The sequence below is a fragment of the Deltaproteobacteria bacterium genome, from assembly GCA_030690165.1.
Taxonomy (GTDB): Bacteria; Desulfobacterota; GWC2-55-46; order UBA9637; family UBA9637; genus JACRNJ01.
Genome location: JAUYHF010000055.1, coordinates 1 through 21,423, shown reverse-complemented (window position 1 = coordinate 21,423; position 21,423 = coordinate 1). Strand labels below are relative to the sequence as shown.

The 21,423-nt window shown below is 42.0% G+C and carries 26 protein-coding genes; 9 read left to right on the top strand and 17 right to left on the bottom strand.

What is annotated here, in order from left to right:
* Window positions 1–33 precede the first annotated feature (33 nt).
* Window positions 34–396, top strand: coding sequence for a plastocyanin/azurin family copper-binding protein (locus Q8P28_09085; protein ID MDP2682940.1), 363 nt, complete (start codon window positions 34–36; stop codon window positions 394–396).
* A gap of 116 nt (window positions 397–512) precedes the next feature.
* Here Q8P28_09085 and Q8P28_09080 read toward each other — a convergent pair whose 3' ends face one another.
* From Q8P28_09080 to Q8P28_09070, 3 genes are all read right to left on the bottom strand, one after another.
* Window positions 513–944 (bottom strand): type II toxin-antitoxin system VapC family toxin, encoded by a 432-nt coding sequence (locus tag Q8P28_09080; GenBank protein ID MDP2682939.1) that lies wholly within the window; start codon window positions 942–944, stop codon window positions 513–515.
* The gene (locus Q8P28_09075) at window positions 941–1,234 is read right to left on the bottom strand and encodes a type II toxin-antitoxin system prevent-host-death family antitoxin (protein ID MDP2682938.1); all 294 of its coding nucleotides are present in this window, start codon (window positions 1,232–1,234) and stop codon (window positions 941–943) included. Before Q8P28_09075 ends, Q8P28_09080 begins: the two co-directional genes overlap by 4 nt.
* Window positions 1,235–1,315: 81 nt before the next feature.
* Window positions 1,316–2,299 (bottom strand): metal-dependent hydrolase, encoded by a 984-nt coding sequence (locus Q8P28_09070; protein ID MDP2682937.1) that lies wholly within the window; start codon window positions 2,297–2,299, stop codon window positions 1,316–1,318.
* Between the two features lie 18 nt (window positions 2,300–2,317).
* Between Q8P28_09070 and Q8P28_09065 the strand changes: the two genes are divergently transcribed.
* Both Q8P28_09065 and Q8P28_09060 read left to right on the top strand, forming a co-directional pair.
* On the top strand, window positions 2,318–2,872 hold the full coding sequence (locus Q8P28_09065; GenBank protein ID MDP2682936.1) for a DUF4124 domain-containing protein: 555 nt from the start codon (window positions 2,318–2,320) through the stop codon (window positions 2,870–2,872).
* A gap of 2 nt (window positions 2,873–2,874) precedes the next feature.
* Window positions 2,875–3,930 (top strand): CapA family protein, encoded by a 1,056-nt coding sequence (locus Q8P28_09060; protein ID MDP2682935.1) that lies wholly within the window; start codon window positions 2,875–2,877, stop codon window positions 3,928–3,930.
* A gap of 75 nt (window positions 3,931–4,005) precedes the next feature.
* On the opposite strand, the gene Q8P28_09055 is transcribed toward Q8P28_09060, so the two are convergent.
* The 14 genes from Q8P28_09055 to Q8P28_08990 all read right to left on the bottom strand — a co-directional run bounded on the left by Q8P28_09055 (window position 4,006) and on the right by Q8P28_08990 (window position 16,324).
* Window positions 4,006–5,178, bottom strand: coding sequence for a nicotinate phosphoribosyltransferase (locus Q8P28_09055; protein ID MDP2682934.1), 1,173 nt, complete (start codon window positions 5,176–5,178; stop codon window positions 4,006–4,008).
* A complete protein-coding gene (gene pncA, locus Q8P28_09050) occupies window positions 5,178–5,798 on the bottom strand; it encodes a bifunctional nicotinamidase/pyrazinamidase (protein ID MDP2682933.1) in 621 nt (206 codons plus the stop codon). The genes Q8P28_09055 and pncA overlap by 1 nt, the downstream gene beginning before the upstream one ends.
* Window positions 5,795–6,508, bottom strand: a complete 714-nt coding sequence (locus Q8P28_09045) for a TIGR00730 family Rossman fold protein (protein ID MDP2682932.1) — start codon at window positions 6,506–6,508, stop codon at window positions 5,795–5,797. Before Q8P28_09045 ends, pncA begins: the two co-directional genes overlap by 4 nt.
* 5 nt (window positions 6,509–6,513) lie before the next feature.
* Window positions 6,514–8,073 carry a glutamine-hydrolyzing GMP synthase gene (gene guaA / locus Q8P28_09040; protein ID MDP2682931.1) on the bottom strand — a complete coding sequence of 520 codons (1,560 nt, stop codon included), beginning with the start codon at window positions 8,071–8,073 and terminating at the stop codon, window positions 6,514–6,516.
* A 197-nt stretch (window positions 8,074–8,270) separates the two neighbouring features.
* A complete protein-coding gene (locus Q8P28_09035) occupies window positions 8,271–8,699 on the bottom strand; it encodes a hypothetical protein (GenBank protein MDP2682930.1) in 429 nt (142 codons plus the stop codon).
* 60 nt (window positions 8,700–8,759) lie between these two features.
* Window positions 8,760–9,311 (bottom strand): nucleotidyl transferase AbiEii/AbiGii toxin family protein, encoded by a 552-nt coding sequence (locus Q8P28_09030; GenBank protein MDP2682929.1) that lies wholly within the window; start codon window positions 9,309–9,311, stop codon window positions 8,760–8,762.
* Window positions 9,287–9,493 (bottom strand): hypothetical protein, encoded by a 207-nt coding sequence (locus Q8P28_09025; GenBank protein MDP2682928.1) that lies wholly within the window; start codon window positions 9,491–9,493, stop codon window positions 9,287–9,289. Before Q8P28_09025 ends, Q8P28_09030 begins: the two co-directional genes overlap by 25 nt.
* Window positions 9,494–9,513: 20 nt before the next feature.
* Window positions 9,514–10,980, bottom strand: coding sequence for an IMP dehydrogenase (guaB, locus tag Q8P28_09020; GenBank protein MDP2682927.1), 1,467 nt, complete (start codon window positions 10,978–10,980; stop codon window positions 9,514–9,516).
* A 54-nt stretch (window positions 10,981–11,034) separates the two neighbouring features.
* Window positions 11,035–12,009 carry a Ppx/GppA phosphatase family protein gene (locus Q8P28_09015; protein MDP2682926.1) on the bottom strand — a complete coding sequence of 325 codons (975 nt, stop codon included), beginning with the start codon at window positions 12,007–12,009 and terminating at the stop codon, window positions 11,035–11,037.
* A 33-nt stretch (window positions 12,010–12,042) separates the two neighbouring features.
* Window positions 12,043–12,552 carry a gamma carbonic anhydrase family protein gene (locus Q8P28_09010; GenBank protein MDP2682925.1) on the bottom strand — a complete coding sequence of 170 codons (510 nt, stop codon included), beginning with the start codon at window positions 12,550–12,552 and terminating at the stop codon, window positions 12,043–12,045.
* Window positions 12,553–12,793: 241 nt separating this feature from the next.
* Window positions 12,794–13,618 carry a YihY/virulence factor BrkB family protein gene (locus Q8P28_09005; GenBank protein MDP2682924.1) on the bottom strand — a complete coding sequence of 275 codons (825 nt, stop codon included), beginning with the start codon at window positions 13,616–13,618 and terminating at the stop codon, window positions 12,794–12,796.
* Window position 13,619: 1 nt separating this feature from the next.
* Window positions 13,620–14,942: a ribosome biogenesis GTPase Der gene (gene der, locus Q8P28_09000; protein ID MDP2682923.1), complete on the bottom strand. Its 1,323-nt coding sequence runs from the start codon at window positions 14,940–14,942 to the stop codon at window positions 13,620–13,622.
* The gene (era, locus tag Q8P28_08995; GenBank protein MDP2682922.1) at window positions 14,939–15,856 is read right to left on the bottom strand and encodes a GTPase Era; all 918 of its coding nucleotides are present in this window, start codon (window positions 15,854–15,856) and stop codon (window positions 14,939–14,941) included. The genes der and era overlap by 4 nt, the downstream gene beginning before the upstream one ends.
* Before the next feature lie 129 nt (window positions 15,857–15,985).
* Entirely contained in the window at window positions 15,986–16,324 is a 339-nt protein-coding gene (locus Q8P28_08990; GenBank protein MDP2682921.1) for a hypothetical protein, read from the bottom strand.
* Between the two features lie 148 nt (window positions 16,325–16,472).
* Here Q8P28_08990 and pabB point away from each other — a divergent pair, with 148 nt between their 5' ends.
* The 6 genes from pabB to Q8P28_08960 all read left to right on the top strand — a co-directional run.
* Window positions 16,473–17,888: an aminodeoxychorismate synthase component I gene (pabB, locus tag Q8P28_08985; protein ID MDP2682920.1), complete on the top strand. Its 1,416-nt coding sequence runs from the start codon at window positions 16,473–16,475 to the stop codon at window positions 17,886–17,888.
* Between the two features lie 2 nt (window positions 17,889–17,890).
* Window positions 17,891–18,748, top strand: a complete 858-nt coding sequence (locus Q8P28_08980) for an aminotransferase class IV (protein MDP2682919.1) — start codon at window positions 17,891–17,893, stop codon at window positions 18,746–18,748.
* Between the two features lie 35 nt (window positions 18,749–18,783).
* Window positions 18,784–19,884, top strand: coding sequence for a sensor domain-containing diguanylate cyclase (locus Q8P28_08975; protein MDP2682918.1), 1,101 nt, complete (start codon window positions 18,784–18,786; stop codon window positions 19,882–19,884).
* A 19-nt stretch (window positions 19,885–19,903) separates the two neighbouring features.
* Window positions 19,904–20,266: a hypothetical protein gene (locus Q8P28_08970; protein MDP2682917.1), complete on the top strand. Its 363-nt coding sequence runs from the start codon at window positions 19,904–19,906 to the stop codon at window positions 20,264–20,266.
* Window positions 20,267–20,338: 72 nt separating this feature from the next.
* Window positions 20,339–21,280, top strand: a complete 942-nt coding sequence (locus tag Q8P28_08965; protein MDP2682916.1) for a DUF255 domain-containing protein — start codon at window positions 20,339–20,341, stop codon at window positions 21,278–21,280.
* 16 nt (window positions 21,281–21,296) lie between these two features.
* On the top strand, window positions 21,297–21,423 hold a 127-nt coding region (locus Q8P28_08960), incomplete at its 3' end, for a transposase (GenBank protein MDP2682915.1).

The following is a 21,423-nucleotide window of genomic DNA, read 5'->3' as shown; positions in this document are numbered from 1 at the left end:
TTTGCTGGCAGATATAAAAGAGGAGGTGCCGATATGTATTCTCTAATCTGCAAATTTTATGGAAGAATTATTTTATTCTTTGTGTCTTTGTGGTTTGTTATATTTTATTCTGGAACTGTAATGGCTGATGAGGTCAAGATAGTCATGAAAGACTGGATAGATAATACTGCTAACTTTACTGCCCAGATTCATGCCGGCGATACAGTTTCGTGGGTAAATGACGACTACGTAGCGCATACGATTACCTTTGATGACGGGGCAATCAAGGGTAAAAACAATCTGAGGTCCGGAAGTCAGTTCTCCATTACCTTTGATAAGCCCGGGGAATATAGCTATTACTGTATATATCATAAAGTTTTTGGTATGAAAGGAACTATCACTGTGATTCAGAAGTAATATTTCTCATAGCCCTTACTGGCAGAGGGTGTCCATAAAAAAACAATGTATATTTTGGGTTGTGGTTTGCGGGCAGGCATTTGTTTGGTATAATTTAAAAAAGCTCGGACATGGAATTATATTTGGGCGGGAAGCAGCGTGAACCCTTCTTTTCTTGCCGCATCTCTCAATTTTGAATCAAGGCAGACGAAATAATGACCTTTTGGCCTCTTTCCAGCCCATACAAGCGCGGCGGATAGCTGCAAGGCATCTGCAGCGCGGAGAGGGTGCAGCATAAGAAGTCTGCCTGCAATATCCCGTATATCTTCGCCGGGTTCAATCTCTGTCCATGTATCCGAGAGAAGGGTGAGGAGATGCCGCACACCGTCTTCCTCATCAGGCTTGAGGAACCCATCGCGCCGCAAGCGGGCAAAGGCTGAACAGCATTCTATGAAACTGCCCCACCAAACTGCTATGGCGCTGTCTTTTAGGACAATCTGCCGGATGGTCTTGGTCTGCGGCTCGTCAATACATAAAGGGATGATGGCTGAAGAATCCCAGAACATCATCTCCCTTCCTCCCGCTCTTTTAAAAGGGCGCCGAGTGCCAGGCCTTTTTTATCCTTTGGTCTCGGCATATCCCAAAAACCTGCCGGCAGTCTGCCTGCGCCGATGCGGACAAGCCCTGCCTTCTCCAGCGTTAATAGATGCGCCGGTATTTCAATATCTCCTCTTTTCAAAGGAATAATCTTGGCGACAGGCTTTCCCCTGTCAGTGACAATAACCTCTTCGCCTGCCTTTACCTTTGACAGGTATTCGCTGATAGATGCCTTTAATTCAGAAACCTTTGCGGTCTTCATAGATTTGTCCTCCATATCTATATGGATATGACTAATATAGTCTAATTAAATAGCCTATGTCAAATGAAAAATAGCATGGTGTTATTTTGTCGTATGAAACATAAGCTCCGCATTATTTAACGTCCCGTTTCTGTCAACAAACAACTTCAAGAGAAACGGCCTTCTCGGCGGCAGGGAATTAAAGCGAAGGTCAAAATATTCCACCGAATAGCCCTCAGTTTCCTTCTTTATACTCACTACGGGAAATCTGGCAAACCAGAGATATGTCTTTACAATCTCCAGATTCTCAACCTTTTCAATGATGTTATTTCCCTCTGTTTCCTGATTTAATCCTTCAGGGACATGCTTTTTCTCAAAAGAATTAAATGTTGCGCTGTTTTTCAGCGCATCAACATCAACCTGATAAAACCTTTTATCATCTTCTATATACACAGACCATCTGAAAGGGGAGAAGGGGAGGGGGAGCGCCTCAACTTTTTTGCTGATTATACCAAGTTTGTGAGCCCAGGCATTAGCGCTTTCAATAGCAATGGTTCTCCCTGCGTAGGCAACCCCCAGATAGATTATTATACCCGCTACAGAAATTAAGGCTATAGCCTTTGCCCATTTCCGCTTGAATCTTATGACGATTAACGGGATGAGCATCAAGGCGGTGAAATAAAGGTCTATGATAAAAACGAGATCGAGGGAATATCTTTTGCCGCTGAATGGGAAAAGTATCTGTGTTCCGTAAGATGTAATAAGGTCAAGGAAGATATGGGTATATATGCCTAATAAAAATAGGCCAAAGGTTATTAGATAGCCTAATTTTTCTCTAAATCGTTTTATTGAACAGACAATGCCGGCCATGATAGCAGCAACTACAAAGCCGCCAAAAATGGAGTGCGTAAATCCACGATGATATTTGAGATAGGCGAGGGGGCCTGCAAGTCTCAGGGTTAAATGGTCAATATCAGGGATGATCGCGGCTGCAACAAGGATTATTGTAGCCATCCTGCCGAATCTTTGATAAAATCCTGTTCTGGAAAGTATAGCGCCGGAAAGGCTGTGTGTTAGCGGGTCCATATAGATAAAGGGTGTGCGATGTATTTTAGCACTAAGAAAAAGTTTTGTGTAGTTTTTGTTTTTTGTGCCTTTATTCTGCCGTCAGGCGTGTTTGCAGACCTTTACCAGTGGCAGGATGAGAAAGGGGATATCCATGTAGTTGACGACATTCTTCTTGTCCCGCCCAAATATAAAGATAAGGTAAAGGCGCTGAAAGCAAAACCTTCTGAGCAAGGGCCTTCTTCTTCCCAACCACCCATTCAACCGCCCAAACCATCGGAACCTCCTGCAAAGCAACAAGAAGAGCTTTATGGCGATTATCCTTTGGAGTGGTGGAAGAGAGAGTTTGATGCCAGTAAAAAAGAAATTGGGGAACTTGAAAAAACTATTGAGGAAGAGAAAAATTTTATGGCAGATTATGACCGGGGCAGGAGGCTTTATAGATTATACAGTAAGGAAGATGCAGAGAAATATGAAACCTATAAAAAGAATCTGCCTGATAACGAAAACCAGCGGAATAAACTAAAATCAGACTTGGAAGAACTCAGGCGCAAGGCGCAAATTTACGGCGTTCCAAGGTCAATCAGAGAATAAATATGATAAAACACATTTTATGTTTATACCTCCTTTTCTTAACCGCTCCGGCAATATCTTGCGCCGATGACGATGTTATAACAATCCTTGCAGTAGGGGATATTTATCTTGGCGGTTCTGCCGCTCCATATTTGAAGCAGAACGGTTATTTATACCCATTTGAGCCGACTAAAAGCATATTAAAGGATTCAGACATTGCAGTGGCCAATCTTGAAGCGCCTTTGACGCACAGACGAGATGCATTTATGGAAAAGGAATTTATCTTAAAGATAGACCCCGATGCAGCGGGCGCAATAAAGGCCGCTGGTTTTGATGTTGTAACACTGGCAAATAACCACATTATGGATTATGGCCAGGATGGATTGCAGGATACGATAAATTTTCTGGATAAGGCAGATTTAAAACATACTGGCGCAGGCAAGGATTTAAAGGACGCAAGGATGCCCGTAATTATTAGCATAAAAAATAAGAAGATTGCTTTTCTTGCATATTCAAAGGTCTTTCCAGAGGAATTTTATGCCACAAAAGAGTCTGGCGGGACTGCCCAAGGTGTTTTTGAATATGTGAGATACGACATTATTGAAATAAAGAAACATGTTGATTTTGTTGTAGTTTCATTCCACTGGGGTGAAGAGCTGACGAAATATCCAAAGGAATATCAGATAAAACTTGCGCATCTTGCAATAGACAGCGGCGCAAGTGTAATCATAGGCCACCATCCGCATGTTCTCCAGGGGATTGAAAGGTATAAAAATGGCCTTATATTTTACAGCCTTGGGAATTTTGCCTTCGGGTCTGTCAGTCAATCAATACCTGAAGGCATGATAGCCATTGTGAAATTCAGCAATAATAGGATTTCTTCGGCTGAGATAATACCTTTAAATGTGAACAATAAAGAGGTTTTATTCCAGGCAAAGCCATTGCAGGGAGAGAGGGCTGAAAATGCAATTAAAAATATCCGGGAAGTATCGGATAGATTCCAATTAAGCCTTATGGCTAAAGAAGGGAAGGGCTTTATACGGCTTGACGAGGAGTTAAAATCAGCCTCACTTCCATAGCTCTGGATAATTTGACATAATATACCTTATGCGACAAAGATATTTCTATTACTCAGTCGGTGGCTCACAAGGATCTCAAGGCTGATGAGTATAAGAAGTAAGCCGTTTAACCTGTGATAGCACAGAGCTTTTTATATCTCTTACTTTAGGCAAAGGAGAGATAAGTTCACCTTCTTTTAGAAAAGGAACAAGGAGTTCCTCAAGCTTACCGCCACATTTGCACAGATCCGGTTTATCAATGGATGGAACAAGGTAATAATGGTAGCAGCCCCTGCATCTTAAGACAGACTTTGACCCGGACATCTTCCCCCTCTTGGCAATCGGTTTTCCTTCTACCTCCATGATATCCATTGCAAAATCGATCACAGGCGCATTGCTGATGGATGTACCTATACCGTAGGCATCTACTATGGGATTTAGATCAGGTATATGCTTCTCATCTATCCCGCCGCTTACAAATATCTTTACATCCTTATATCCCCTTAAGTCGAGCTCCCATCTCACCTCTTCAATGATCCTCCTGAAATTCCCGCGCCTCGACGCAGGGGTATCAAGCCTGATCCCAAAAAGATCTGGCCCCATAGCCTCTGCCACATTAAGGGCCTCAAACTTCTCATCATTAAAGGTATCTATCAGGGCGACCCTCTTGACCTTTTTGTCTACTACCTCGTGGAATGCCTTTATAGCTGTTACTGTATCACCAAGCATGATGATCAGGGCATGGGGCATGGTTCCGGAAGGGTCTTCTCCTATCAATTCTGCGGATTTTATTACTGCCACACCATCACACCCGCCCAGATAGGCAGCCCTTTCTATCATAGGCGCTAGGGCCGGGTGCATGCGCCTTGCACCGAAGCTTATCACGCCTCTATCGCCGGCCAGCCTCTTGCACCTTGCTGCCTTTGTGGCAATCCCCGAGGCCTGGCAGATAAGACCGAGCAGGGCGGTTTCATAAACACAGAACTGAGAATACATCCCCTCTATCTCAATGACAGGCTGATAGGGGAAGAAGATTGTCCCCTCGTTCATGGCCCTGACATTCACCTTTATCCCGGAGAGGAGGTTCGCTGCCTCTTCAATGCCAGCGAGGACACCCCACTCCCAGTTATCTGGAAGATTTTTGGCAATAAACTCCGCCTTTACCCATTTGTCAATCCCTTTTGCTTTAAGGACCTCCATAGTCCTGACAAAATAGACATCAGTTATTTTCCCTTCTTTTATATCCTTTGGATCGGCTGTATGGAACATCATATACTTTTCCCCTCCAGTATCTTTTTAGAGAGATTTGAGAAAACAATCCTCTTTGCGCCTGCCGATATCATATCATCTATCGCCTTTTTGCTGTCACCGGGATTTACATCCACACCCCTTGACCCATCCTCAAGGAAGAAGACTGAAAATCCCTCCTTAAGGGCATCCAGAACGGTATGTTTCACACAATAGTCTGTGGCAAGGCCCCCGATATATAGCGTCTTAATTTCTCTCTTTTTCAATTCTGCTGTGAGATTTGTTCCCTGAAAACCTGAATAGGCCTCATCCTTCGGGCCTGCGCCTTTTGATACAATCTCAACATCTCCTGACAGGTCAAGACCTTGATGAAATTCTGCCCCGCTTGTCCCCTGAACACAGTGGGGGGGCCAGATCCCGCCATTCTCCTTAAAAGAGTTATGGTCATTAGGATGCCAATCCCTTGTTGCAAAGACCGGAGCCCCCTCTTCCCGGAACCTCTTGATATAGACATTTAAGATAGGGATCACCTTATCTCCATCTGTAACAGGCAGCGCACCACCCGGGCAAAAATCGTTTTGAACATCTACAATGATCAGGGCGGCACAAGAGGGAGTAAAGTCTTTTGAAACCATCCTCATATCATCTCCCTTTTTCTATCTGTGTGGATTTTTATTCTTTTTTTCTTTATGGCGGATTTTATAATTTTTATTTTCCAGTCTCTGTGTTTATTTATTATTGCCAAAACCTCTTTGGGGTCATCAGTTATTTTGACGAGGTCTAAATCTATCTTAGATATTGTTTTTTCTTTTATTAACATGGTTGTCTTCATCCATTTGAGCAGGTCGCTCCAGTAATCTTTCCCAACCAGTATGAGAGGCAGCGGATATATCTTGTGCGTCTGAACAAGGGTCAGCGCCTCAAAAAACTCATCCAATGTCCCGAACCCGCCCGGCATACAGACATAACCCATGGCGTATTTTATGAACATTACCTTTCTGGCAAAAAAATACTTAAAGGATAAGGATTTATTCTGAAATTGATTTGGTTTTTGTTCCTGCGGCAAAACTATATTAAGTCCCACCGAGATACCGGCATTATTTATCGCCCCCTTATTGGCTGCCTCCATGACTCCAGGCCCTCCGCCGGTTATGATGGTATAGCCATCCTTTGCAAGAAGAGTGGATATTTCCAGTGTCTTCTTATAATAGCGGTGGTTCCTGTGAAATCTTGCAGAGCCGAATATGGATACCGCCGGCCCTATTGTTGAGAGTTCTTCAAAGCCCTCTATGAATTCGCTCATTATCTTGAATATCCGCCAAGTCTCCTGGCCTTTTAAATCCTCTACCATTTTGTTCACTCCCATTCTATTGTACTCGGGGGTTTTGTGCTTATATCGTAAACCACCCTGTTTACACCTTTTACCTCATTTATTATTCTCGTTGAAATTCTTGCCATAATATCATAAGGCAATCTTACCCAATCCGCTGTCATTCCGTCCACACTCTCTACCGCCCTTATTGCAATTACATTTTCATAAGTCCTTTCGTCTCCCATTACGCCAACTGTTTTAATCGGCAAAAGCACTGCAAATGCCTGCCAGATCTTTATATAAAGTCCCGCAATCTTTATCTCCTCCAGCGCTATACTGTCGGCCTTTCTCAGAATCTCACACCGCTCTTTTGTAACCTCACCCAAAACCCTTATAGCAAGGCCTGGCCCCGGAAATGGATGCCTGTTTATTATCTCTTCAGGCATACCCAATGCCCTGCCCAGGATGCGAACCTCGTCCTTAAATAATTCTCTTAACGGTTCTACCAGCTTGAGCTTCATCTTTTTTAAGAGCCCGCCTACATTATGATGACTTTTTATAGTAGCTGAAGGGCCTTTGAATGATATGCTTTCAATCACATCAGGATACAATGTCCCCTGCCCGAGAAAGGCCGCATTTTTTAATTTCATGGCCTCTTCTTCAAAAACCCTTATAAATTCATTTCCGATAATCTTTCGCTTTTTTTCAGGGTCTTCCACTCCCGTAAGCTTATTAAGAAACCTTTTGGAGGCGTCTATACAAATAAGCCTCATGCGGAAGTTTTTCCTGAGAGCTTGTTCCACCTTCTCCGCCTCCCCTGCCCTCAAAAGACCGTTATCAACAAATATACAGGTTAGCTGCCTACCGGCTGCGCGATGAAGCAAAACAGCTGCAACGGCAGAATCAACGCCGCCGCTTATACCGCACACGATACCTCTCTTCCCCACCCGCTCCCTTATATCTGCTACAGCAGTGTCTATGAATGATTCCATAGTCCATACAGGCTTGCATCCACATATCTTAAAAAGGAAGTTTTTGATAATCTGCCGGCCTTTTGGTGTATGGACAACCTCAGGATGAAACTGAACGCCGAATATTTTTCTTCTGTCATCACTCATTGCGCATATAGGCGAATTTTTGCTGTGGGCAATAGATACAAATCCCTTCGGCATCTTAATAACCCTGTCGCCGTGGCTCATCCAAACTTGTGTGATGCGTTGTGCGTGATGCGTGATGCGTGATAACAAATCCGAACCATCATCAATTACAAGTTCAGCGCTTCCGTATTCCCTGTGAGCAGATTTCTCCACCTTGCCGCCAAGGAGATGGGCTGTAAGCTGCATTCCGTAACAGATGCCAAGGATTGGAATATTTAGATTAAAGACCTCTTTGGGAATAAGAGGAGCATCTTTGTCATAGACACTTGACGGTCCGCCTGAGAGGATAATGCCTTTGGCATTAAAACCCTTTATCCCGTCCATGCCGATATTATAAGGATGTATCTCGCAATATACCTTTGCCTCTCTCACCCTTCTTGCGATGAGCTGGGTATATTGTGAGCCAAAATCTAATATGAGGATTTTTTGCTGATGGATGTCCGGCATAAAGGAATTTGCAGCAATGGTAAGAAAATATAACTTAAAAGAGCGGAATAAACAATCAAAAAATATGACGGAGGGGGAGTAGAAATTTTATTGGTGCTTTAGACACTCCTGTCCGGGCGCACAGGCCGATTCATCTACAATAGTAGAAATTTTATTGGTGCTTTAGACTAAGGAGATTTCCATGCGCCCAGTTTAATCTACAATAGTAGAAATTTTACTGGATTTAACAACTTGTTGTCAAACATGATTTTGGACTTTGCATCTAAAGCACTGGCAACTTTTTCTCGCAGTTTTTTAAGCGGGTCTTTTTTATCTGTATCATCATCTTCCTCTAAATCGCCATTGTTGTTGAGTATTGCTAACTCCTTCTCATTAAAAGTAAACTTGTTTAAAACCTCATCAATAATGCTTCTGTGCCTGCAATCAATTAGTTTTTTTACATGCTTGTAACTCTTGGAAAGTTCTAAATCTTTTCGAATAATCTCATGATGATTTTCTTCTGGCTTTTCGAATAATTGCCTGACTAATTTTTCTGTCCCTTGCTGCGGCACCAATTCAAAGCGAAGGGTTTTGGAAAGTTGATATTGTTTTGTAAAGCTATTGAATAATTCTTTGTTTAACTGCATTACTCCACCGCCTTATAATTCGGCACCTCTTTTGTGATAATAACATCGTGGACATGGCTCTCACGCCAGCTCTAATTTTTCCATAAGCCTTTCGAGCCTTTTATCAACCCTTGCCCTCTTTGCCAGTTTACGTAATCTTTGTAAATCATACTCGGCTTCGACTAAAAGCTTTGATGCATCTGCAATGTCTTGAAAGCTGCCAGCTTTTAGCTTAAGCGTTATCAAGCCCTCCGGCCTAACCAGAGGAATGGAGAGGCCCTTCAACAACTCAACCGGCAAGCCTTCCTCAACTATTTCCGCCTCCCATTTCCGGCTGGCAAATATTATATCAACGGGAACCTTCTCGCCCGATACTGCTTTTATACAAAATTTTATATCATCTTCAGGGGCGCCTATTTGTATGCTTCCTTTAAAACCTGCTGTTAAAAACTTCTTCAGGACTCGTTCTATTGCGGAACGGGTAGTAACGGATAAATCAGCCAGAATATCTATATCCTTTGTTGCCCTCGGCGCAATCCATCCGCCGACAGCCAATCCGCCTATAAGGGCATAAGCCTTAACATCTCCGGCATGTTCAAAAATCCTGATTATCTCTTTGAGGGTCTTTTCCATACTAATTTTTCTGAAATCCGGATGGTCTCTTTTAACCTTTCGGCTACTGTTTTCGGGGCAACAGATTTTAGCAGGGTATCAATCCTTACCCCTTTTCTACCAGGAAACAATTCATCATAGAGGTTCATAATTTCATCAAACCTCAAAACCTTACTTTTTCTCATATCTATACCTTTACCCATCTTCCGCTCTGCAATTTTATCTACTCCACCACCTTATAATTCGGCGCCTCTTTTGTGATAATCACATCGTGGACATGGCTCTCGCGCAGCCCTGCAAAGGTTATTTTTACCAATTTTGCCTTCTTTTGAAGAAGAGGAATAGTCCTTGAACCACAATACCCCATGCCTGATTTTAAGCCGCCAATAAGCTGAAATATAGTTGAAGATACCGGCCCTTTATGCGGAACCCTTCCTTCAATACCCTCAGGAATAAGTTTAAGTTCACTCTCAACATCATCTTGAAAGTATCTATCTTTACTGCCTTTTTTCATAGCTTCAATTGAGCCCATGCCCCTATACATTTTATATGTCCGTCCCTGATATAATACAGTTTCGCCGGGGCTTTCATCTGTGCCGGCAAAGAGTCCGCCGATCATTACAGAGTCTGCGCCGGCGGCAATGGCCTTTACCATATCTCCTGAAAACTTTACGCCGCCATCAGCAATAACCGGTATATTCTTTTTCCTGGCAACTGCCGCGCAATTCATAATAGCTGTTATCTGTGGAATGCCAACACCTGTTACAATCCTTGTCGTGCATATAGAACCTGGACCGATACCGACCTTTATTACGTCAACACCGGCTTTTATAAGCGCCTCTGCGCCTTCAGATGTCCCGACATTGCCTGCTATAAGCTGGCATTTGGGAAAGTTCTTCCTTGTATCCCTAATAGCATTCAGCACACCCTTGCTGTGGCCGTGGGCCGTATCAATGGCAATGATATCAGCGCCTGCGTTTAAAAGCGCCTCCACCCTTGCTTCACGGTCAAAAGAAACGCCAATCGCTGCGCCGACCATAAGCCTGCCGAGTTTATCTTTGCAGGAGTTTGGATATTTTTCTCGTTTTTCAATATCGTTAATGGTTATCAAACCCTTTAGTTGCCCGTTTTTATCCACTACAGGCAGCTTTTCAATCCTGTGGCGATGGAGGATGGCTTTTGCTTTTTCTATGGATGTGCCAACAGGCGCTGTTACAAGCTCTTTTGTCATCACATCCGATATTTTTTTGGAGAGGTTTTTTTCAAATCTTAAATCTCTGTTGGTAAGGATGCCTACGAGCTTCCCGTTTTTCACTATGGGAAAACTGGATATCTGCTCAGTCTTTTTTATCTCCAATACGTCGTATAAACGCTGCTCCGGGTCAAGGGTTCTGGGTTTAAGTATGATAACACTTTCGTATTTTTTTACCTTGTCAACCTCTATTGCCTGTTCTTCTATGGTAATATTTTTATGGATTATACCCATGCCGCCTTCCTGCGCTATGGCAATGGCCATGCGGGATTCCGTAACCGTATCCATGGCAGCGCTTAAAAGAGGGATGTTTAATTTGATTGTATTTGTAAGTCGTGTAGATGTATCCACATCCCTTGGCAGTATCTCTGAATATGCCGGCGCTAATAAAACATCGTCAAAGGCAAGACCTTCTTTCATATTATTATTTTTTGGCATATATTAAACCTCCTAATAGATACAGGTTAAGGTTTTCCTCAGCATGTCTTTCCCTCAACCTAAACCTGTCTCATCTAACAATATTCCTTCCAAAAGCCCGGCATCGCTTACAGTCATTTTATCAAAGCCAAAACCTTCCATTGCCTTTAATACGATAGCCGCCCCAGGTATTATAATATCCTCCCTCCCCTTCTCAAGGGATAACACCTTTTCCCTTTCTTTTAAAGGCATGGACGCAAGCCATTGATATATCTTTTTAACAGTTTCATATTTTAATACATAATTATTTATCCTGTCAGCATCATATTCTTCAAGCCTCTGATCAATTGATGCCAGTGTTGTTATCGTGCCTGCTGTGCCTATCAGCAAGGCTGAAGGCAAACAGCCGTTCCCTGCTTTAAGCTCACAGGGACAGGCTTTTTTCATCAAATCCTTCAAATCTGCAATAATGCCGTTTATCTCATTTTCCATCGCATCTAACTCATTGTGAGCCGGCGGGTCTGTCTTTAAATAGTTTTCTGTGAGATGCACAACTCCCATCTCCATACTCCACGCACCAATCATCTTTCCGGCATCTACTGCAATAAATTCTGTGCTTCCACCGCCTATATCAACCACAAGACACTTTTTGTTCCCATTTCCGATAACCGACAAAACTCCTAACAAAGAGAGCCTTGCCTCTTCATCCCCTGATATTACCCTCACGTCTAATCCTGTTCTTTCAAGGACATTTTTGAGAAATTCTTTTTTATTCTTTGCCCTTCTCACCACACTGGTTGCAACAGCCTTAATCTCTTGGACACCATACTCTTTAATCTTTTCAGCGAATATCCCGAGGGTATTTATTGTCCTCTCCTCTGCTGCCGGCGATATGCCAATATCTTCTTTATAATCACCGCCGAGCCTTGTGATAATCCTTTTTAGGAAAACAGGCTTTAATTTTTTATTGTCGATTTCCGCAATAAGAAGTCTTAGGGTATTTGTGCCAATGTCAATTGATGCGTATCGTGTTGCAATGCCCATGCTCATTATATCCTCTCCCCTGATAGGGAAGGACAGGGATTATCTTCCTTTATAGCCTTCAGAATATTCAATATAGTTTTTCGCAGATTGTAAAATCCTTGAAACCTCCGCGTCTTTAAGCTGTCTTACAACCTTTCCAGGCAGACCCATTACAAGGCTCCGCGGCGGTATAATGCTTTTTTCGGTAACCAATGCGCCTGCGCCTATTATAGAATCCTCTCCAATCTCAACGCCGTCAAGTATTATTGAACCCATGCCGATAAGGCATCTGTCCTTGACCACACAGCCGTGAAGCGTAACATTATGCCCCACTGTAATATCATCTCCGAGTATCACAGGATAAACGCCTTTTGTGCCGTGAAGAACGCAGTTGTCCTGAATATTTGTCCGTTTGCCCAGCCTGATATAATGGACATCCCCGCGAAGGACAGCATTGCACCATACGCTGGAATATTCGCCTATCTCCACATCGCCGATTATCCGGGCGCTCTCTTCAATATATGCTGTTGGAGCTATCCTTGGATTTATGTCTTTATAAGGTTTTATCATAATAAATTCTAAAAACTATAACAAAATACTAATCCCTGCGCAATATCTTGTTATCACTGTAAAATAGCGATTAAAAACCTCGCTATTTTACAAACCTGCGATTTGCCTGCCATACTTCGTTATCGGCGCATTTTTGCTCCTCACCGTATTGGTGATATACGGCTTGTCGCAAAAATAGCCTCTGCCTCGTCTGACAGGCAACTTGCAGGTTTCCCCAAAAATCAAAGTCTATTTTTGGGTATCATTTCCTGGGCGCCTTTACAGATGCAATAAACTCGGCGCTGAAAAGCAATATAATTGCAGAATAAAATATCCATAAAAGCATTATCATAATAGCGCCGAGAGAGCCATACATCTTGTTAAAACTTCCGAAATGTGTGATGTATAAGGCAAAGAGTTGTTTTGCCGCCTCCCATAAAACAGAGAATATTATGCTGCCTAAAATAGCATGTCTTGCTTTTATGTTTTTCCCGACCATTATTTTGAATATAAAGGCCACAGCAATAACCATAATTACAACCGGCATGAAATATTTAAAGGTTACACTCCTCGCAAGATAGTAGGATATATCTATGCCGAAGGCGGCTATTTTTATTCTGCTTAAAATTTCTGCGGCAAGAGGAAGACCTATGGAAATAAGAAAAACCGCACACCAGATAAAGAATGTCCCCCATACAACCAGCCTGGTTTTTACGAAGCCCATCTTCTCCGCTTCTCCAAAAATGATATTCATTGCATCTCTTATGGCAAGTATTACAAACTCAGCGCTCCAGATGAGCGTTATAATGCCAAACCAGCCAAAGACCTTGCGGTTAGCTATAAGCCCTTTAATGTCCCCCACGATGCTGTCGCTCAGATAAGGAAGACTCTTTTTCACAAATTCTAAAACTTGTTCAAAAAACCGTGTCTCAGTTCCGAGAGTAAAGCCTATAAAAGAGAACAGCAGAAACATGAGCGGGAGCAGAGAAAATAAGGCATAAAATGATATTGCCGCAGCCATAGTAAGGCAATTATCATAAGAAAATGCCTTGATGCTGTCAGCTATAATAATAAAAAATTTTTTCATCTTACCTCTGCCTCTTTCTAAAATAAAGCCTGATGGGTATTTTATCCAATCCAAATGCCTCTCTAATCTTGTTTACAAGAAACCGTTCATAAGAGAAGTGGATGCCTTCCGTAAAATTCACGAAGGCAACAAATGTGGGCGGCTTTATGTCTGTCTGGGTTATGTAATAAATCTTCACGGCCTTGCTTTTATAGATAGGCGGTTGGTGATATTTTTTAAAACCATCAAAAAAATTATTTAGCTGTGAGGTCGGCACCCTTTTCTCAAGCTGCGCCAGCACCTCTTCTACTTTCTCAAGGATATTAAAGACCCTTTGGCCTGTGAATGCCGATACGAATATCACAGGCGCAAACCGTAAGAAGCCTGCCTTCCATCTTATCCTCTCTGTATATTCCTTGATGGTATTTGTCTCCTTTTGAATAATGTCCCATTTGTTTACAACAATAATGCACCCCTTCCCCCTCTCATAGGCAAGACCTGCTATCTTCTCATCCTGTTCTGTCAAGCCGTCCTTTGCATCTATGATGAGCAGCGCAATATTGCACCTGTCAATACTTTTTATGGCCGACATGACAGAATACTGCTCAAGCGTTCTGGCAATCCTTGTCTTCTTTCTTATGCCGGCTGTGTCTATAAGCAGATATTTTTTTTTATTATAATTGAACGGCGTGTCAATTGCATCTCTTGTGGTGCCGGGAATATCGCTCACAATGACCCTTTTATATCCGAGCAGTCTGTTTACAAGAGAGGATTTGCCGACATTGGGCCTCCCTGCAACAGCAAGTTTTATCCTATCTTCTTCCTCTTTGGCGCTGGTTTTAGGAATAGAGTCTATTATTTTATCCAGCAGTTCATACACTCCCCTCCCCCCTTCCGCTGAAACAAAGGCGAGGTCTTCCATGCCTAAGGCATAAAAATCAGTAATCCCCTGCTCTTGCTTATCTGTATCTATTTTATTTACCGCATAAATGGGCTTTTTATCAGCCCTTCTCAATATATCTGCAATATCTCTATCAGATGAAAGGAAACCCTCGCGGCCGTCCATGAGAAATACAATAATGTCGGCCTCTTCTATTGCAAGCATAACCTGCTCTCTTACCTTGGTAAGCATAGTCAAATCCCCTCTGCCTCTTTTTGGCAGCTCAAACCCGCCTGTGTCAATCAGGGTAAATGCCCTCCCCTGTTCAACCACATCCGCATAATTTAAGTCTCTGGTCACGCCAGGCTCATTCTTGACAAGGGCCTTTTGTTTGCCGATGATGCGGTTAAACAATGTTGACTTTCCTACATTTGGCCTGCCGACTATTGCAACAATGGGTTTCAATGGTATCCAAACTCCTTTAATAGTTTTTTATCCTTTGTCCAGTCCTTTTCCACTTTTACAAAGAGCTCAAGATAGACCTTTGCGCCAAGGAGTTTTTCAATATCAATGCGGGCGAGCGTGCCGATCTCCTTCAGCATCTTTCCGCCCTTGCCGATTATAATCCCCTTTTGCGAGTCCCTCTCCACATTGATTGTCGCAGATATAGAGACAAGCCCCTTTCCCTGCTTATTACCTGCAGGGACAAGCTTCGGATTTTCTTTAAAAGAATCAATCACCACAGCAGTTGAGTAAGGTATCTCCTGTCTTGTAAGCTTAAATATCTTTTCCCTTACAATCTCAGCAACTATAAAACGTTCAGGAAGGTCTGTTAATATATCCTCCGGGAAATATTTCGGCCCCTCCGGCAGCAGCTCCACGACTAGCTTTACAAGCGTCTCTATTCCCTCTCCCCGGGTCGCAGATATAGGGATAATCTCTTTGAACGGGTATAGTTTTGAATATTCATTTATCAAAGGCAGAATATTGTCTTTCCGCGTTATATCTGTTTTATTTATGCCGAGTAGGACAGGGGATTTAATCCGCCTTAGATTGTCAATAATCAAAGAATCGTCCTTTTCAAGCGTCTTTGAAGCCTCAACAAGATAAATGATTACATCAACATCTTCAATTGCAGAGATTGCCTCCCTTATCATAAATTCGTTCAGATATCCCTTGTCAGAATGTATGCCAGGTGTATCCAGAAATATTATCTGGGCATCCTCCATATTTTTAATACCGCGGATCCTGTTCCTTGTGGTCTGGGGCTTAGGGGAGACTATAGCAATCTTCTCTCCGAGGATTGTGTTAAGGAGCGTGGACTTTCCGACATTCGGACGGCCTATGATTGACACAAAACCTGATTTAAAGGGCGGCATACAATCTCCTCATTTGCAAAAAAAGGTTATCATCCAAATAAGGAAATTGCAATGAGTAAGAGCGGGGAAAATAAAAGGCATTGCCCAATCGGACAATGCCTTTTAAAAATCAGCGCGGTTCAAAAGCGCTTATTTCTTTGCGCAGGGGTTCTTTGCAGCCTTTAGAACTTTTACCTTTACCATATCGCCGACCTTTACATCCGCGATTGCCTTTGTCTCTTTGCCTACAGTAATCTTAGACGCATCTGTAATAGCAATGACCTTTTCGCCGCCCTTCTTTGTCTTCACTGTAATTGTCATTGCATTCACATCAACTGCTGTTACCTCGCCGCCTCCCTTGGTGGCTGTTTTGGCAGATGTCGCTGCTTTAGCTGGCTCTGTCTTCGCATGTCCCTCATCAGCAAATGTAACAGCGCTGAATGCGACAGCGACTGTTAATGCTACCAATAATACTAAAATCTTTTTCATTAGATATTCACCTCCTTTCACTATTTATTTTAGATAGAAGTTTTTTGCACAAGCCGTGCAAAATGTCAATACTTTTTAGAGACATCCTATTTAGAGACATTTATAGCCTTGACCTGTCTTAAAAAAGATTATAAGCTTTTGCCCAGCCATGGTGATAGAGGCATGTCCTGCCAAACCTTTAGATGTTTTCCGTAAAATATGCGCGCAGCCTTTTCCCTTTTTCTTAGATAGCTGCGGCATAAATAGATATTCTCTGCTGGGCGCAAATCCGCTTATTTTAATAAAGGCGCAAAATAACAAGGTAGAAGTTACCGGCTGCGGTTCAATAAAGATTACAACAGATGATGTATTTACCACAGTAAATTCTATATTCAATAAATTCAAAAAAGCCAAAAGAAGATTATCACTCCCCTTCCCTTTTCAAGGGGGAGGCATGGCAGGCTATTTCGGATATGACCTGAAAAATCAGATCGAGGATCTTTCAAAGAAAAAGGCCGTCCTTCCTGTTATCCCCAATTGTATTCTGGGCGTATATGATACCATTTTTGTTTATGACTGCAAAATAAATAAAGGTTATTGCATTTCCGCCGGCTTAACTTCTGACGGCAGAGAGGAAAAATTATTAGCAAAAGAGCGGGTAAGCCGATTGTTGGACATTATCAGCGCAGATGACAGGCAAAGGATTCTCCCTTCGCAGACGAGCACATACAAAGATAACATCGAGTCAAATTTTACTAAAACCGGTTATATTGATGCAATCAAGATTATACAGGGATATATCGCATCTGGAGACATATATCAGGCAAATCTGTCTCAAAGATTTATTGTCAATTATAAAGGGAATCCGGCAGCCCTTTACAATACCCTGCGAAAGATAAACCCTGCTCCATTTGGAGCTTTCCTTAATTATGGGGATTTCCAGATAATATCCAATTCGCCTGAGAGGCTTCTTAAAATTAAAGACAACATCGCAGAAACGAGCCCGATAAAAGGGACAAGACCGAGGGGAAAGAACATAACAGGAGATCAATATCTCATAAGAGACCTTAAAAACAGCAAAAAGGAAAAGGCAGAACATATAATGATAGTGGATTTAGAGAGAAGCGATTTGGGGATGTTCTGCGAATACGGCTCAGTAAAGGTAAAATCCCTAAAAAAAATATGCGCATATCCTACGCTTCACCACATGGTTTCCACGGTTACTGGAAAGGTAAAAAATGGGATGAGCCCTGTAGATTGCTTAAGGTTATTTTTCCCCGGCGGCTCAGTAACCGGCGCACCCAAGATTAGGGCAATGGAGATAATAGAAGAGATGGAACCCACGCCACGCGGCATATACACAGGGGCAATAGGCTGGATAGATTTCTGCGGCAATATGGATATGTCAATGGCAATAAGGACTGCTGTGTTAAAAAACGGGCATTTATATCTGAATGTAGGCGGCGGTATTGTTGCTGATTCTAAGCCGGAAGAAGAATATCAGGAGACAATATTGAAGGCCAAGGCGTTTTTCAAGGCAATTGGCATTGAAGAACAGGGGTTAGGGATTAGAAAGCTGGTTTAGCTATGGATGATATGGTTTTTTTAAACGGCAGATTCTTACCAGCGGACAAAGCAGTAGTGTCGATATTTGACAGGGGCTTTACTTATGGAGATGGTCTGTTTGAAACTATGCGCTCATATAATGGAATGATATTTGCGTTAGATTTACATCTTAAGCGTCTGATTGACAGCGCCAGACTGATTGGTATCCCTATTGGACAAAATAAAAAATACCTAACGCATCATCTTGAAAAATTACTTGAAATAAATAACCTAACAATTGGAAATGCCTATATAAAATTGATTGTAACAAGAGGGGTAGATTATGGCAGACTGCTGCCTTCCGGCTCGTTAAAGCCCACCATAGCAATTATAACAAAACCATTAGATGCAAAGATAAAACAGTATCAACAGAAAGGCCTTGGCGCTATATTTTTATCCAACAAACGAAGCCTACCCTATATCAAATCTTTAAATCTTTTACCAACTGTTGCAGGATTAATAGAAGCCAAAAGAATGAAAATGCAGGAAGGAATATTTACGGATGGCGATAAAATACTTGAAGGCGCTGTTACCAATATCTTCGTTTCGGATGGAAAAGGCATTAAAACACCGCCGATAAAAGATGGCATCCTTCCAGGAATTACAAGAAGGATTGTAATAGAACTGGCAAAAAGATTATGTATAAAAATCACAGAAACCTCTTTAACAAAAAATGAATTATTGCGCAGCAAAGAGGCGTTTCTTACCAATTCCATAATGGGAATAACGCCTCTTTTAAGGATAGAGGATAAATTAATTGGCAATGGCAAACCCGGCGCGCTGACCAAAAGACTCCAGCAAGCCTATAAAGACACGGTATTAAAGAGATTACATCCTTGATTTCTCACAATAAATAAGATAGTGTTATAAACAGAATGACTACTTATAATATGGAAAAAGAGGCCGGAGAAACAAGGCGTGAACCCACGACAGTTTCAACCGGTGGCTCTGTTTCAGAGGACAGCCAGCGGCTAAAACAACTCACCACTTTTAGCGAGCTTGGCAAAGCCATTACCTCTACTCTGGATTTAAAGGAAATCCTGAATGTTGTCATGGAGAAGATAAGCGATCTGCTTCAACCAAAGAACTGGTCGCTTCTTCTTGTGGATGAGGAGAAAGATGAACTTTATTTTGAGATAGTCGTTGGAGAAGGCGCTGATAAGATAAAGGATATAAGGCTGAAGATTGGCGAAGGGATCGCCGGTTGGGTGGCCAAGGAAGGGGCTCCGCTTCTTGTGCCGGATGTTAATAAAGACCCAAGGTTTTACAAAAAAGTGGATGAATCCAGTAAATTTACCACAAAGTCAATAATCGCTGTCCCCTTAAAAAGCAGGGGAAAATGTTTGGGTGTAATAGAGCTTATAAACAAAATGTTTGAACATGGAGGTTTCAAGGAGGAAGACCTCCTTGTTCTTACAACCCTTGCTGACTACACAGCCATTGCAATTGAAAATGCCAAGTTTTTCCAGAGGATTCAGGAACTGACAATAACAGATGACTTGACAAAGTTATACAACTCAAGGCATCTATACCGGTTCCTGGACTACGAGACAGAAAGGGCCAAGCGGTATAAGAGTCATATTGCCATGATATTCCTTGACATGGATAAATTCAAAGAGGTAAACGATACCTATGGCCACCTGAACGGAAGCAAACTCCTTACCGAGGTGGCAAAAATTATTTCAAACGGGCTTAGAAAAGTGGATATGGCCTGCAGATACGGAGGCGATGAGTTTGCAATAGTAATGCCGCAAACCTCAAAAAAACAGGCGTATCTGGCTGCTGAAAAATTGCGGACAACCATAAATGAGCATATGTTTTTAAAAGACGACGGATTAAACCTGAAGATTACAGCCAGTTTTGGTGTTGCCTCCATACCGGATGACGCAAAGGATACGGCAGAACTCATTCATCTATCTGACAAGGCAATGTACCGTGTAAAAAACAGCACAAGAAATGCCGTTGAATTGGCATGATTTTTAGAGGAGGGTTTTTATGAAGAAGATTTTAATGATTATAGCTATAGCAATTACCGTTACAGCCTGTGCGGCCATATCGTCTATAAAGGTTCAAACAGAAGGCATCAAGATAACCAAAGAGCAGGCTGAGGGGATAAAACCAGGCTCAACAGCCAGAAATATTATTATTGAGACCTTTGGAAATCCAATAAAGATGGAATCAAAAACAGATGGGACCGATGTATTGACCTATACTTATACAGAAAAACAGACACCTACATATTTAGGAGAATTTATAGTCAATGAAAGGCAAAGTAAGATTACAAAAATAACCCTTGAAGTTATAATAAAGGATGGGTTGGTTCTGTCTTATAAATTCGGACAGGAAGAGAAGAAATAATTACAAATTGAACGGTATTAAAATTTTACACTTTGTATTTTTCACCTTTAACTTTGTAATTTTTATCTTACAGTGGGGCGTAAAGAAAAATCAAAGATATTTTCGCCGATGGACACCACTCACAAACACACCAACCATCTTATTCAGGAAAGCAGTCCTTACTTGCTTCAACATGCGCACAATCCTGTTGACTGGTATCCATGGAGCAATGAAGCATTTGAGAAAGCAAAAAAAGAAAACAAGTTGGTTCTCGTCAGTATTGGATATTCTTCCTGTCATTGGTGTCATGTGATGGAGAAAGAATCATTTGAAGATGAAGAGACGGCAAAACTTATGAATGAAAATTTTGTGTGCATAAAAGTGGATAGAGAAGAGCGTCCTAACATTGACATGACTTACATGGCTGCTGTTCAGATTATGACCAACAGCGGCGGTTGGCCCCTGAATTGTTTTACTCTTCTTGATGGAAGACCGTTTTACGGAGGAACTTATTTTCCAAACGCTCAATGGAAACAAGTATTAATAAAGTTGTCGGAACTTTATAAAACAGAACCAAAAAAAGTGGAAGAGTATGCAGCGCAATTGACACAAGAAATAAAAAAAATGGAGGTCATTAAACTGAATGAAGAAAAATTTTCATTCACGATGGAGGATGCAAAATCCATTTACATACAATTAGAAAAATCATTTGACAATGAAGAAGGCGGACCGAGCCGCGCTCCGAAATTTCCGATGCCAGTGAATTATATTTTTCTGCTGCATTATTATCATCTCACAAAAAACGAAAAGGCGATTGAACATGTAAAACTTACTCTAAGCAAAATGGCGTTCGGTGGAATTTACGACCAACTGGGCGGAGGCTTTGCCCGCTACTCAACGGATGCAAAATGGAAAGTTCCTCACTTTGAAAAAATGTTATATGACAATGCACAGCTTGTTTCGCTTTATTCCGAAGTGCACCTCCCCCGAAATAGTGGACACACCAAAGGGTTAGGTTATAGTAGAATCATATAACATAAGGAGGTGTGAAATGCAAGAAAGGAAAGTGAACAGGAAATACGATAAGCAGTTTAAGGAAGAAGCAGTAAGACTTGCAACAGAAGAAGGGCGAAAGGTCACTGAAGTAGCCAGGAGTCTTGGAATACATGAGAACTTAT

Coding starts and splice junctions, on each gene's coding strand:
- Q8P28_09065 (MDP2682936.1), top strand. CDS start 2,318: ATGTATTTTAGCACTAAGAAAAAGTTTTGTGTAGTTTTTGTTTTTTGT.
- pabB (MDP2682920.1), top strand. CDS start 16,473: ATGGTGATAGAGGCATGTCCTGCCAAACCTTTAGATGTTTTCCGTAAA.
- Q8P28_09085 (MDP2682940.1), top strand. CDS start 34: ATGTATTCTCTAATCTGCAAATTTTATGGAAGAATTATTTTATTCTTT.
- Q8P28_08980 (MDP2682919.1), top strand. CDS start 17,891: ATGGATGATATGGTTTTTTTAAACGGCAGATTCTTACCAGCGGACAAA.
- Q8P28_09030 (MDP2682929.1), bottom strand. CDS start 9,311: ATGGAAAAGACCCTCAAAGAGATAATCAGGATTTTTGAACATGCCGGA.
- Q8P28_09055 (MDP2682934.1), bottom strand. CDS start 5,178: ATGTTCCATACAGCCGATCCAAAGGATATAAAAGAAGGGAAAATAACT.
- guaB (MDP2682927.1), bottom strand. CDS start 10,980: ATGCCAAAAAATAATAATATGAAAGAAGGTCTTGCCTTTGACGATGTT.
- Q8P28_09075 (MDP2682938.1), bottom strand. CDS start 1,234: ATGAAGACCGCAAAGGTTTCTGAATTAAAGGCATCTATCAGCGAATAC.
- Q8P28_09015 (MDP2682926.1), bottom strand. CDS start 12,009: ATGAGCATGGGCATTGCAACACGATACGCATCAATTGACATTGGCACA.
- Q8P28_09005 (MDP2682924.1), bottom strand. CDS start 13,618: ATGAAAAAATTTTTTATTATTATAGCTGACAGCATCAAGGCATTTTCT.
- Q8P28_09045 (MDP2682932.1), bottom strand. CDS start 6,508: ATGGTAGAGGATTTAAAAGGCCAGGAGACTTGGCGGATATTCAAGATA.
- Q8P28_09070 (MDP2682937.1), bottom strand. CDS start 2,299: ATGGACCCGCTAACACACAGCCTTTCCGGCGCTATACTTTCCAGAACA.
- Q8P28_09060 (MDP2682935.1), top strand. CDS start 2,875: ATGATAAAACACATTTTATGTTTATACCTCCTTTTCTTAACCGCTCCG.
- Q8P28_09010 (MDP2682925.1), bottom strand. CDS start 12,552: ATGATAAAACCTTATAAAGACATAAATCCAAGGATAGCTCCAACAGCA.
- guaA (MDP2682931.1), bottom strand. CDS start 8,073: ATGCCGGACATCCATCAGCAAAAAATCCTCATATTAGATTTTGGCTCA.
- Q8P28_09035 (MDP2682930.1), bottom strand. CDS start 8,699: ATGCAGTTAAACAAAGAATTATTCAATAGCTTTACAAAACAATATCAA.
- pncA (MDP2682933.1), bottom strand. CDS start 5,798: ATGAGGATGGTTTCAAAAGACTTTACTCCCTCTTGTGCCGCCCTGATC.
- era (MDP2682922.1), bottom strand. CDS start 15,856: ATGCCGCCCTTTAAATCAGGTTTTGTGTCAATCATAGGCCGTCCGAAT.
- Q8P28_08975 (MDP2682918.1), top strand. CDS start 18,784: ATGACTACTTATAATATGGAAAAAGAGGCCGGAGAAACAAGGCGTGAA.
- Q8P28_08990 (MDP2682921.1), bottom strand. CDS start 16,324: ATGAAAAAGATTTTAGTATTATTGGTAGCATTAACAGTCGCTGTCGCA.
- Q8P28_09080 (MDP2682939.1), bottom strand. CDS start 944: ATGATGTTCTGGGATTCTTCAGCCATCATCCCTTTATGTATTGACGAG.
- Q8P28_09025 (MDP2682928.1), bottom strand. CDS start 9,493: ATGGGTAAAGGTATAGATATGAGAAAAAGTAAGGTTTTGAGGTTTGAT.
- Q8P28_08970 (MDP2682917.1), top strand. CDS start 19,904: ATGAAGAAGATTTTAATGATTATAGCTATAGCAATTACCGTTACAGCC.